This is a genomic window from Lacrimispora sinapis (assembly GCF_043633585.1).
Classification (GTDB): Bacteria; Bacillota; Clostridia; order Lachnospirales; family Lachnospiraceae; genus Lacrimispora; species Lacrimispora sinapis.
In genome coordinates, this window is the sequence record NZ_CP141832.1 from 218046 (window position 1) to 230764 (window position 12719).

At 43.9% G+C, this 12719-nt stretch carries 13 protein-coding genes; 10 read left to right on the forward strand and 3 right to left on the reverse strand.

The genetic code is table 11. The annotated features are described in order from the left end of the window. Positions 1–337: 337 nt before the first annotated feature. From VIG27_RS01075 to VIG27_RS01090, 4 genes are all read left to right on the forward strand, one after another. Entirely contained in the window at positions 338–1498 is a 1161-nt protein-coding gene (locus VIG27_RS01075) for a sialidase family protein (protein WP_394524501.1), read from the forward strand. 128 nt (positions 1499–1626) lie between these two features. Next, entirely contained in the window at positions 1627–2904 is a 1278-nt protein-coding gene (locus VIG27_RS01080) for an SLC13 family permease (protein WP_394524502.1), read from the forward strand. A 50-nt stretch (positions 2905–2954) separates the two neighbouring features. Continuing rightward, on the forward strand, positions 2955–3302 hold the full coding sequence (locus VIG27_RS01085) for a VOC family protein (protein WP_394524503.1): 348 nt from the start codon (positions 2955–2957) through the stop codon (positions 3300–3302). Positions 3303–3458: 156 nt separating this feature from the next. Continuing rightward, positions 3459–3992, forward strand: a complete 534-nt coding sequence (locus VIG27_RS01090; RefSeq protein WP_394524504.1) for a hypothetical protein — start codon at positions 3459–3461, stop codon at positions 3990–3992. A gap of 63 nt (positions 3993–4055) precedes the next feature. Here VIG27_RS01090 and VIG27_RS01095 read toward each other — a convergent pair whose 3' ends face one another. Both VIG27_RS01095 and dpsA read right to left on the reverse strand, forming a co-directional pair. Continuing rightward, on the reverse strand, positions 4056–4634 hold the full coding sequence (locus VIG27_RS01095; protein WP_394524506.1) for a dipicolinate synthase subunit B: 579 nt from the start codon (positions 4632–4634) through the stop codon (positions 4056–4058). Between the two features lie 11 nt (positions 4635–4645). Next, positions 4646–5479, reverse strand: coding sequence for a dipicolinate synthase subunit DpsA (gene dpsA, locus VIG27_RS01100; protein WP_394524507.1), 834 nt, complete (start codon positions 5477–5479; stop codon positions 4646–4648). A gap of 120 nt (positions 5480–5599) precedes the next feature. Between dpsA and dapA the strand changes: the two genes are divergently transcribed. Continuing rightward, positions 5600–6493: a 4-hydroxy-tetrahydrodipicolinate synthase gene (dapA, locus tag VIG27_RS01105; protein WP_394524508.1), complete on the forward strand. Its 894-nt coding sequence runs from the start codon at positions 5600–5602 to the stop codon at positions 6491–6493. Positions 6494–6698: 205 nt separating this feature from the next. Then, entirely contained in the window at positions 6699–8711 is a 2013-nt protein-coding gene (locus VIG27_RS01110) for a methyl-accepting chemotaxis protein (protein ID WP_394524509.1), read from the forward strand. Between the two features lie 61 nt (positions 8712–8772). Here VIG27_RS01110 and VIG27_RS01115 read toward each other — a convergent pair whose 3' ends face one another. Further along, complete coding sequence (locus tag VIG27_RS01115) at positions 8773–9015, reverse strand: HPr family phosphocarrier protein (RefSeq protein ID WP_394524511.1); 243 nt, start codon at positions 9013–9015, stop codon at positions 8773–8775. A gap of 185 nt (positions 9016–9200) precedes the next feature. Between VIG27_RS01115 and VIG27_RS01120 the strand changes: the two genes are divergently transcribed. The 4 genes from VIG27_RS01120 to VIG27_RS01135 all read left to right on the forward strand — a co-directional run bounded on the left by VIG27_RS01120 (position 9201) and on the right by VIG27_RS01135 (position 12641). Then, a complete protein-coding gene (locus tag VIG27_RS01120) occupies positions 9201–10151 on the forward strand; it encodes an AraC family transcriptional regulator (RefSeq protein ID WP_394524512.1) in 951 nt (316 codons plus the stop codon). A gap of 91 nt (positions 10152–10242) precedes the next feature. Then, the gene (locus tag VIG27_RS01125) at positions 10243–10647 is read left to right on the forward strand and encodes a hypothetical protein (RefSeq protein WP_394524513.1); all 405 of its coding nucleotides are present in this window, start codon (positions 10243–10245) and stop codon (positions 10645–10647) included. A gap of 24 nt (positions 10648–10671) precedes the next feature. Beyond that, complete coding sequence (locus VIG27_RS01130; protein ID WP_394524514.1) at positions 10672–11592, forward strand: DUF2156 domain-containing protein; 921 nt, start codon at positions 10672–10674, stop codon at positions 11590–11592. Between the two features lie 2 nt (positions 11593–11594). Next, the gene (locus VIG27_RS01135; RefSeq protein WP_394524515.1) at positions 11595–12641 is read left to right on the forward strand and encodes a GNAT family N-acetyltransferase; all 1047 of its coding nucleotides are present in this window, start codon (positions 11595–11597) and stop codon (positions 12639–12641) included. Positions 12642–12719 lie beyond the last annotated feature (78 nt).

A 12719-nucleotide genomic window follows, 5' to 3' on the forward strand; every position in this document is an offset into this window, starting at 1 on the left:
AACAGATGTTTATCTGGTTTCCGTTTTTTTGTGCTTATCCGATAAAAAATAAAACTTTCAATAAAAAATTATGATTATATTATGGTTATATTTCAATTTTAAACGCAGTTACCCTGGCAATTGTTCTAAAATGCAACATATTTGTACTTTTTTTTAATGTAAATTTACAATTGATATGTCATAATGTCATCAAGAATAAAACAGTTCTTCTCAAACAGCTTTCTGACTGGAAGTAGAAGAAGAGGGGAGGGGGATTACAACAACTTGCTGACCTATCTGAAGGTATACGGTGTAATCGCTAATTATTTTATATTTACCAGTAATAAGGAGGAAAATTATGCAATATCCAAAACTTCCAGGTCTCACCTGGGATGGAACTATTTACGAAAATGAAGAAATGAACGTATATGAAGCATTGCTGCCAAATGGCGGCTATCCGACTGCACACGCTCCGGCAATGCTGGAGCTTCCGAATGGTGATCTGCTTTGCTGCTGGTTTGCCGGAAGCTATGAAGGCAGTGCTGATGTTCATATTGTCTGCTCAATCCTTCCAAAGGGAAGCACAAAATGGCTGCCTCCAGAAGATATTTCTAACGATCCGGCACGCAGTGAGCAGAATCCTTCGCTGTTCTATGGTCCTGATAATAAAGTATGGGCAATGTACACGGCTCAGCTTGACCGTCAGGAGGGGAAAGATAATATGCAGTATACCGCTGTAGTCCGATGCCAGAAGAGCAGTGACGGAGGAAAAACCTGGGGACCATATGAAACATACTTCCCGGAGGAGGGAACCTTCTGCCGCCAGCCGATTCAGGTTCTTTCAAACGGTGTATGGATATTTTCAAACTGGATTTGTACCGATTCTTCAGAAGGTCTGTCTGGTGATCCAACGGTTTTTCGCATCTCCTATGATCAGGGAAAGAGCTGGAAAAAGGTAATGATGCCTAAGAGCAACGGGCATGTCCATGCCAATGTGGTTGAGCTTGATTCCGGACATTTGGTAGCTTTTATGCGAAATCGTGAAGCCTATCGTATACATCGAAGCGAATCCTTTGACTGGGGAGAGACCTGGAGCGAGCCGGAACCAACGCCTTTGCCAAACAATAACTCCAGCATAAGCGCCATAAGGCTTCAGAGCGGACGTATTGCTATCGCATACAATCCGACCTGCACACCTTTTCCCAAGCCTGGAAAGGCTTCCTGGCCAGGGCTGCGCTGTCCGGTAGCAGTAGCCCTGTCAGAAGATGGCGGCCAGACGTTTCCAATCATCCGCTGGCTGGAGCGGGGCGAAGGCTTTATGGGGGATGAGAATAAGACAAACAATCTGCAGTATGAGTATCCGTATATCATGCAAAGCAAAGATGGAATGTTACACCTTGCATATGCTGCACGCACCCGCAAAGGAGTAAAGTATATAAAGTTCAGTGAAAAAGATATTCTTGGGGAGAAACGTGAGCAGGTTGGTCTCTACAATCCCACGGCGGCGAAAAGCCACTGATAATTTATAAATCCTTTCGTTTTACACTTTGAAATAATACAAAAAATATAACGAAATGTGTCATACATGTACCTGACACGGAGTTGAACGTGCACTATGACACCGAGAAAGGCTAGAGGGAAAATACTATGACACCTCAAATGATTATTGCTTTAGCAATCACAGTATTCATGATTATACTGATTATGGCAGACAAACTACCATTTGGCGCCCCGCCATTACTGGCGTGTCTATTGCTTGTCATTTTTGGAATCACTGATATTAAAGGCGCATTTGCCGGATTTTCTAATTCTACAATTATTATGCTTGCTGAATTTATGGCAATTATTGCTGCACTTCAAAAAACAAGCTTTATTACGGCTTTTAAAAATGCCATGTTTCACATAGCAAACAAAGGAAAGTTCAAGGCATTTTTGTTTATCATTTTAATTGTTATGCTGGGCTGCAGCTTGTTTGGAACTGGTTCAACGGCATACTACGTTCTGACCCTAGGGTTACTTTCCGCCTTGCCGGAAAACAAACAGCTGCCTCCATCAAAAGTTATTATGACTGCGGGCTTTGCAGCGAACCACCCATTGCTGCCATTTAACACTGCACTGCAGTATGGTATCGTAATTGCTGTTCTCAACAGTGCTGGTGTTCTTGCACAGGTTTCTGTGGTTAAGTTTGCAATCATTAACTTAATACTGTCACTTGGTTTCCTGCTTAATTGTGTGATTCAGTACAAATTCCTTCCAAACCACCCAATTGCTGCAGTTACAGATGCAGCAAAAGCGCAGGGAGAAGCTGTCAGTACTCTGCCTAAGTGGAAAGAGCAGGTAACATATGTTGCTTTCGTAGCTGCAGTAATAGGTATGATACTTCAGAGTTTTATTGGCGATGCAGGCTATGCAATTCCTGGTCTGTCGGTAGCAGTAATCCTTGTCATTGGCGTAATGGATTTCAAAGAAATACGTGATGCCATATGTGCACCTATCATACTTATGTCAGCTGGGGTTATCGGGATTGCTGATGCACTTGGGAGCACCGGATTAACCAATCTGGTTGGTTCAACCGTAGCAGGTATGCTTGGAACAAACATCAATCCTTTCCTTATGATTCTTGTATTCTGTATCCTTACAAGCGTGCTGGCAACAATGACTGGCTCCACCATTGGAACCGTTTATGTATTTACCCCTCTTGCCATTGCCACATGTACCAGTCTTGGACTTGATCCTACTGCAGCCGCATGTGCAATCGTAATATCTGGCTGGTGTGGACATTTCCTTCCTATTGATGGTATGCCTGCAATGATAATGGGGGTTGGAAATTATAAAATATCGGAATTCTGGAAATTTACGATTCCACAATACTTTATTCGTTTGATTGCTTTGACCGCTGGCTCACTCTTAATGTTCCCTATGTAGGGGCAAAGAAGGGACCTTGAAAGAACTTAAAGATAGAAAGAGGGATAATTGTGACAAATAAGTTTGAATTAGAACATGTTGGCATCAATACACCTGATGCAGAAGAGGCGGAGAAGCTTGCACAGCTTTTAGGAATGATGTTTAACCTTGAACCCCGCCATGGACAGAAATCAGAATTTGCGGGTCCATACTTTGAATGTATGAAAAATCCGTTCCTGGGTTCCAATGGCCATATTGCCATGCGTACCCCTGATTTAACGGCAGCAGTAGAGGAATTGAAAGAAAAGGGATTCTCCTTCAATATGGAAACGGCTGCTTATACAGAGGAAGGCGCATTAAAAAATATTTATTTAGACGGAGAATATGGCGGCTTTGCCATTCATATTATGCAAAAATAATGTGAGGCTCTATGCGGAATGTTGGAGTGTGCTTGAAAACATATTCCCAACATTCCGCATAGAGCCTGTTTTTATTTGCTGCACCAGGTGTTATCTCATGGTTTATGGAATATAATGAAAGTATTAAGAGTGGATGTATGACAGTCAGGAGGAAATATGATATTACCAGACGAATTCATAAATCGGGGCTTCTCCATACAAGAAGCCGGTACAGATGATTTGGGAATATACATAGATATTAGAAGAGCCTGCTGTAAGAACGATGCAGATCAATATTATGGCGGCTGGAATGATGAAATTCAGACCATTATAAGTACGGACAGCTTTCACCGCATGCTGCAGGTGAAAAGCATTTATAAGATATTGCAGGAGGACCGGATCATTGGCTTTTTTTCTTTCACAGAGCAAAAGGACAGGATCGGAGACGTTTCCATATATCTATTGCCCCATGCCTGTGAAACGGAGCTGGAGGTTTTCTTTATTCACCAACTGACATCCCGTTCGGAGGAAACCGGCAAGCCGGTGATTATCACTGTTTTGCGCTCCAGTCCGTTGAAAGAGCTGTTTGAACGTGCTGGTTTTGAAATTTACGACAAATCAAAAACTCACTACTTAATGAGCTATAATCAAAAAGATCCAAAGGAAACAAACAGTTACATGAACCGGATTTATATAAAATCACAACAATAAGGAGAACCTCAGAAGCAGCATCTGCTATTTCTGAGGTTCTTTTTGCGTTAAAATAATTCTTTTTTAAAAAATCACCGGCTGAATCTGTTTTCCTTCCAGTGCCAGTTCCAGAGTATCCCGGATCAGCTCCGTATGTGCGATGAGAGAGGTTGGTTTTTTGACCGGGTCATCCTGCCCGAAGGGAACAAAATAAATATTTTTTACATTGAATAATGTTCCTACATTTTTAAAATTGATTCCCATGGCATCGTTGGTGGAAATGGAGATGACCAGGGGCTTTGCGTTCCTTAGATGGGCTTTGGCAGCCATCAGCACCGGGGAGTCGGTAATGCCGTTAGCCAGCTTTGCTAAGGTATTGCCGGTGCAGGGGGCGATGAGGAGCACATCCAAATACCCTTTGGGTCCGATCGGCTCCGCCTCCTCTACAGTCAGGATCGGTTTGTTGCCGGTCATGCCGGCGATCCGTTTCATGTATTCTCCCGTATCTCCAAATCGGGAGTCGGTATTTTGAACATTGGTGGAAAAAATGGGATAAACATTGGCCCCCTCATCCACCAGAACCTTTACCGCTTCTTCGATTTTATCAAACGTACAAAAAGAGCCGGTAACAGCCAGGCCCACCTTCAACCCTTTCAGTTTCATATGCCACTCCTTTACGCCAGATATTTTACAATTGCTTCAAATAAGATTTTACCGGAGGTTTCCGGTGCGTAGATTCCGGGAAGACCGGGGCATAATTTGGCCCGGATCTTCTGTTTTTTGCAGAAATCAAAATCTACACCGCCGGGAGCGGAGGCGATATCAATGATGGTTACGTCCGGATCCATGAGACCAATCAAAGTTTCATTTAAAACCAGTGCAGGGATGGTATTGAAAATAAACGGATACTCCCCTATCTTCTGGGACAGATCAGAAAGAGCAATGGTATCAAAGCCCATGGAAGAAGCCAAAGTGAGCTTTTCTTCCTTCCTGTCTGCAATGGTGACGGCTCCGTCTAATCCTTTCAGTTTTAATGCAAGCGTTTTTGCACATCTTCCAAAGCCGGTTACCAGACACTTGGTTTTGTGAAGGCAACCGGGGCTTATGCGCAGAGCTTCGGCAATGGCTCCTTCTGCTGTTGCAATGGTGTTTTTTACTGTGATTTCCTCGATCTCCATGTAATCAAAGCATTTGATGCCGTTGTCTTTTGTGTAATCCTTTACGTAATCCGGGATATTTCCCCCGAAAAGGATATGGTCAGAATTTAAAAGGCTTAAAAGATTGCCAATGCCTAAATCGTCCATCTTGTTGACGGAGTGCAGATTTAAATTGTCCCTTGTAAATGGGATGGGACCGAGTATGACCTGATTGGTTTTTATGGCCTGGTCAATGGAAAATAAGGGATCTTCCATATCATAATGAACCGTTACCGGAAAGCCATGACCGGTTAAAAACCGGCTTAAATAAAGCTGTCTTGAATCGCCGCCTAAAAGAAGAAAATTGTACATACGTGAATCACTCCTTATACTGGTTTATATGATGGAAAATTTGATTTGTGTATGGTACCAACGGGGGATGTTTGTCATACTTTTGTTAGTATGAACCTCTAATTTTGGGAATGATTGTCTATGAAAAATGCGATTTTTAAAGGCTCTGCAGCAGCCGTCGTTACACCAATGGATGAGCACGGGAACCTGGATATGAAGGCAATGGAAAATTTGCTGAAATTCCAGCTGGAACACGGGACCGATGCCATCGTAGTCAATGGGACTACAGGAGAATCTTCCACGCTTGAGGAAAAAGAAAAGCTGGAATTGATTGAATTTGTGGTGCATTATGTCAACCACAGGGTGCCGGTCATCATGGGCACCGGAAGCAATTGTACGGCTCATGCGGTCCGTATGTCGCGTAAGGCCCAGTCTCTTGGAGCATCAGGACTTTTGGTGGTGACTCCCTATTATAATAAGGCGTCTCAGCAAGGGCTTGTGGAGCATTTTCAAGCAGTTGCAGACAGTGTGGAAATACCGATTATCCTTTATAATGTACCGACCCGGACGGGAGTCAATGTAGAGCCGGAAACGTATTTAAAGCTTTCCAAACACCCCAATATCCAAGCGGTCAAGGAAGCCAACGCAAGCATCTCCCATGTTGCCAGGGTTGCGGCCCTTTGCGGAGACTGCCTGGATATTTATTCGGGAAATGATGATTTGACGGTGCCCATCATGGCACTGGGCGGAAAAGGTGTCATTTCAGTTCTGGCCAATATCATGCCGTTTGAGATGCATATGATGTGCCGGCATTTTTTGGATGGAGAAATCGAAAAAAGTAAAAATATGCAGCTGGAACTGTTAAAGATCATGAATGCCATGTTTATGGATGTGAATCCCTTGCCCGTAAAAGCAGCCATGGCAATGCTGGGCCTTTGCGGAGAACATTACAGACTGCCCATGACCCGGTTGGATGAAGCAAAGAGGGAAAAGCTCAGAGAAATCATGGAATCTTATTTTGTCCAGCTGCAATAAAAGCGTCTGGTACCATATGCCCGGCCGGATTGCGGGAAAAGAGTTAATCCGGCACATCCGGTCCGGGCTGGTACGGTAAATAAGATAAGTTGCTTAATATTATGTATTTTTTTGGTAAATATTGAGTAATATCTTTGTCTTGCGGTCCTTTTTTTCTCATGATATATTTATAAATGATTTTAGGGGATTAGGGAGGAAACCAAAGATGAAAAAAACAAAAAAACAGATTCTCACAAAAATGCTTCTGGGAATTTCGATCCCCGTGGTGCTGACATTTATTGTGTCAGGAATAATGATTTCAAAGCGTGTAGGGGAGAGTATGAAGGCTCAGTCGACCCAGACTCTGGACGCTGCCTCTCTGGCAGCAGCAAATCAGGTGGATTCATTCCTCAGTTACTATCTGGCGGAGATGAAAAGTGCGGCTGCCAGTCAGCAGGCAGAAGAATTCTTAGCCAGTTCCACAGGAACTAAGCGGCTGACCGACAGTGAATACTATCAGGGAATCAAGACCACTCTTAGTAAGCTCCAGGACACAGACAAGGAAAACATTCTGTCTTCCTGGATTGCCGATATTGATTTAAGCCAGGCAGTTATGTCCGATGGCTATATCACAGAACCGGGCTGGGATGTCCGGACCAGGCCCTGGTACCGTGCCACACAGGCAGACCAGCCCATTCTTACAGAGCCGTATGTGGATACCAACACAGGCCAGATCGTCATAACGGCAGCCTGCGGCGTATTTGAAAGCGGTACGGGCAAACCGCTGGGCGTAGTAGGGATCGACATTCAGCTTACCCAGCTGAGTGACATCATGAGCACTTATAAGGTCGGAACCTCCGGATCGGTGATTCTTGCCACGGACAGCGGCCAGATCGTGTATCATCGAAATAAGGATATGATGCAGAAGAATATCTCAGATATTGATATTTCCCAAAATATCAAGGATGCATTTGCCTCCCAGAAAACCGGAAACTTTGATTATACCTTGGATCATGTGGAGTACTCCGGTTCCATTAAAAAGGCAGGCAATACCGGCTGGCTGGTTCTGTCAAACATTCCCCGGTCAGAGATGCTTATGGAACGCAATCAGGTCGTATCGACGGTTACTGCTATTTTTGTATTCGCCACCGTCATATTAGTCATTCTTATCTATCTGGTGGCAAAGAGCATATCAAAGCCATTAAGGAAGCTGTCTGTGATTGCGGAGCGGATCGGCAGCGGTGAGCTTGATGTGGAGGTCGATGTATCCAGCAACGATGAAATCGGAATGGTGGCACAATCTCTGGGAAATACGGTTACTCGCCTGAGAGATTATGTAAACTATATTGATGAAATTGCAGCGGTATTGGATCAGATCGCGGATAAAAATCTGGTGTTCCAGCTAAAGTATGATTACATAGGAGATTTTGAAAAGATCAAAAAGTCCATGTTAAAGATCAGAAGCACTCTGACGGCTACCATGGAACAGATCACTTCCACGGCGGACCAGGTGGCTTATGGATCTCAGAATATTTCTGAAAGTTCAAAGTCACTGGCAGACGGCGCCTCCGAGCAGGCCGCTTCTGTGCAGGAACTGGCATCGACCATCAATGAGATTTCCCAGAAGATCGAGGAGAATGCAAAGGATTCCGGCGAAGCAAGCAAAAAGGCAAAGGAAGCGGAAGCAGAGCTGGAGACCGGAAGCCGTCATATGGAAGAACTGGTTTCCGCCATGAGGGAAATCAACGAAAGTTCCGGGGAAATCGGCAAGATCATTAAGGCGATTGAAGGAATCGCATTCCAGACCAATATTCTGGCGTTAAATGCGGCTGTGGAAGCTGCCCGTGCAGGAGAAGCGGGAAAAGGCTTTGCCGTTGTAGCAGATGAAGTGAGAAGTCTGGCTTCCAGAAGTGCGGAAGCGGCAAAAGGAACGACCGCTCTGATCGAAGGGTCTGTAAACGCTGTGGCAAACGGCACAAGGCTGGCTGATGAGGCCGCAAGATCGGTTGCAAGCGCAGTAAACAGCACCCGTATGGTAACTGATATGATCGGCAGGATCTCCGAGGCCTCCAATCGTCAGTCTGAGGCCATCCGTCAGGTGACCATTGGAGTGGACCAGATCTCCGGAGTGGTACAGATGAACTCCGCCAATGCAGAAGAAGGTGCTGCATCAAGCGAGGAACTATACGAGCACGCCTCCCAGTTAAAGAATCTGGTAAATGAATTTAAAGTAGATTAAAGCAAAAAAGATGTCCGGTAAGCGTTTGTTTACCGGACATCTTTTCGTATGTATGTATCTGTTAGGCAGTCTTTTCTTCCCGCAGAAAGTCTGACAAGGATTCCAGAATATCGTCATGTTCATTGCTGTAAATAATCATCTCCAGCTCCGGATTCGGACAGATCGTCATAATACCCAGGATGGACTTGGCATCAATGACAACGTTTCCTTTGCATAAATCCACATCATAATTATACTTTGTAACGGTTCTGACAAATTTTGTAATGTCTTCAATGTTGTTGATTTGAATAGGATATTTTTTCATATGCTCACCTCATATAAATACTTCTGGTTACATTTGTGTGTCGTTTCGACCTGATTATATGACAAATTGTGACAATTTGTTATGTCCAAATTTGTATAAAAACCGTCTTTTCTTGCAAAGGGCTGGATGAGGATGGTATAATGGCTTGGGGGAAGGGCATGGGAACCGGTTGTTTGGAGGGGAAAATGAAGAAAGAACTTCTGAAGCTTTTAAGAAATTCATCGTATGCAGCTTCAATTTTGCAGTATTATGATAAAGCATGTGGTGAGGAAGCGGTCGAAAATAATATTGTGATGAGACCGGGAAAATTAATGGATATGTATTGTCAGCCCTGTCACATTGCAATACCGGAACACAGCCACAATTATGTGGAACTGGTATATATGTACAGCGGGACAACGGTCCATGTTATAGGCGGAACCAGAAAGCTGAAGCTGGAGACCAATGATTTACTGATTTTAAGAGAAGAAACCAGGCATGCCATCAATCCGGCAGGAGAAGAAGATATTGCCTTCCATTTTTTCTTAATGCCTGAATTTTTCAGTCACCCTGCTTTTATGGGGGGAAACGGAAATATGCTCAGGCAGTTTATATCGGCATCCTTAAAAGGAAATACAACTGTGGCGGAATACCTGCATTTCCATTTACGGGAAATTCTGCCTGCCAGAAACCTGCTTGAGAACATGATCTGGTCTTACGTGGAAGAAAAAGAGGACAGGCAGGAAATCAATCAGGCAACAATGGGAATACTGTTTATGGAACTGCTTCATGATGTGGATAAGGTGGAATATCACGATATGCTCCAGTATGAGGAACAGATCGTGCTGACCGCATACCAGTATCTGGAAAAAAATTATTCCAGTGCGACCTTAGAGGAATTTTCCGGCATATCCATGCAGCCGCCGTATTATATCAGCCGTCTGTTCAAACGGTATTATAAGATGACATTTACCGAATGCCTGCAGCTTATAAGACTTGGCAGGGCGGCCAATGATCTGTCGTCAACCACCAAGCCTGTGGAAGAGATTATCGCAGAGGTGGGCTATGAGAACAGCAGTTATTTCCACCGTCTGTTTAAGCAGAGGTACGGATTGACACCAAAGCAGTTCCGGGATAAATCCAGAAGCAAATTCTGAAAAGATTATGAAATATGCTTCGGGAACATTGACTTTCCTATCACAGGTTATTATAGTTAAGTCAAAATGAAAAGGGGCGAGGAACACAAAAATGAGCCGGTTTAGGGAACGTTTTGCGCGGTTTATGGCCGGAAGATATGGTGCCGATAAGCTGTGCCGGTATTTGATTGGAATTTCTCTTGTATTGATGTTTGCAGGTGTGTTTGTCTGGAATACGTGGTTAGATGTCCTGGCAATTATTTTTCTGGCTATATGCTATTTCCGTATGTTTTCAAAGAATATTGGAAAACGATTTGAGGAAAACCAGAAATTTGAACGTCTCTTATTCCGTATAACGGAAGTTTTCAAAAAGTGGCGTTATAAGATTCAGCAGATGAGGCAATACCATATCTATCATTGTCCCAATTGCAGTCAGAAAATCAGGATTCCAAGAGGCAAGGGAAAGGTGAGTATTCATTGTCCTAAGTGCAATACTGATTTTATAAAGAAAAGTTAGTGATATATTTAGAAGGGAACAATTATGAATTTACAATTTAAGCCGCTTGAGGCAACGGATGTTGACAAAATTTCTCCATTCTATGCCTTACGGCCCAATCGAACCTGTGACAGCGTATATTTAGACAGTTTTATCTGGAGAGAATACTATCAGGTAAAATACGCGGTCTGTGATGAAAAGGCAGTGTTGTTTTTGATGGAGAAAGACGGAGAACCATTCTCCGCAATGCCGGTTTGCAAGGAAGAATATCTGCCTTATTATTTTCAGAAATTGGTGGATTATTTTAATCAGGTCTTAAAAAAACCGTTAAAGATTTTCCTTGCAGATGAGGAAGCCATCAATTATCTGAAACTGGACCCGGAAAAGTTTCTGATAAAGGAAGAGGAGGATTTAAAGGATTATCTTTACGATGCCGAATCTTTAAAGACTCTGGCAGGAAAGAAGCTGCACAAAAAGAAGAATCATTTAAACTCCTTTTTAAGGGAATACGAGGGCCGTTACGAATTCAGGACTCTTACCTGTTCTGACCGGGCCGATGTGCTTTCCTTCCTTGACGAATGGTGGGAGAATAAGGTGGAAGCCGCTGAATTCGTGCGTCAGCTGGATTATGAAGTCATGGGAATCCATGATATTTTGAAAAACTGTCACCTCCTTAATGTGAGAATGGCAGGAGTGTACATCGACGGGCAGTTAAAAGCGTTTACCATCGGCACTTACAACCCTTACGAAAAGATGGCGGTGATCCACATTGAAAAGGCTGATCCCGGCATTAAGGGACTTTATCAGTTTATCAACCAGCAGTTTTTGATTCATGGATTTCCGGAGGAGCTAAAACTTGTCAACCGGGAAGACGATGTGGGGATGGAAGGATTGAGAAAAGCAAAGATGTCCTACTATCCCATTGATTTTGCAAGAAAATACGGAGTAATTCAGAAGGGTTTTTAACGATGATACGGTATTTGAAGCAGGAAGAAAAAAAGGAAAGCAGAAAGCTGTGGGAAAAGGTCTTTTCAGAAGACTCGGAGAGCTTTCTGGATTATTACTATTCGGACAGGGTACAAAAAAGCAAGGTTCTGACCGCATGGAAGGAAGGATCTATGGCTGCGATGCTTCATCGCAATCCTTATCAAGTGGTGGTGAAAGACCGCTTATGGAAGATTGATTACGTTGCCGGGGTTGCAACTCATCCGGACTGCCGTCATCAGGGCTTCATGAGCCGGCTTTTAAGCCGCTGTTTTATGGATATGTATTTGGAAAAAATGGAATTTTGCTTTCTGGTTCCTGTAGATCCTGCCATTTATCAGCCGTTTGGTTTTACCTACATCAGTGATCTGCCGGCAAAGGAATTGAACGCAAAGGGACAGCAGTTAAGCCGGCGTGCCTTTTTGGAAGGTTCGGAGGAATGCAGGGAGACGGCCAGGTTCGTCGGCAGGCAGCTGGAGGATCAATATGAAGTCTATGCGTTGAGAAACGAAGAATACTACCGGGATTTAAGCAGGGAAGTACGGAGTGACCGGGGGGATCTGCTTCTTCTGTCTACCAGAGAGAAAGAAGAACGCCTGGCAGGTGTATGGGCCTATTACGGTGAGACGGCAGCGAATGTAAGAGAACTGATCTGTCTGCCGGAATATTTAAAGGAAGGCGGCTCCTCAAAGCCTTATGCAATGGGGAGGATCATTCATTTGCAACAGTTTGTTTCCGTCATATGCTTAAACGAGGATAGTCCGGTCAGTGAGATGAAACTGGTCATTGAGGTAAAAGATTCATTGATTCATCAAAACAACGGCATATTTAAGTGGAGGCTTGACCGGAAGGGATCGGCCTTAACCCCCGTTTTGGAGGAGGAAGGACGGAAACCCCAGATATCCCTTGGGATCAATGATCTGACATCCTGGCTGTTTGGATACAGCCGTCCTTCTGTCTCTGGCGAAGGGAAAGAATTGGTGGACAGGGTCCGGCCGTTAAAGGGAGTATTTTTTGATGAAGTAACTTAAATATGTCCGCCGGCATCGGAGTTGGACTGGTGATTACGGGCGGATTCTTATGAATCCGCCCTCCATGTTTTAGATAGT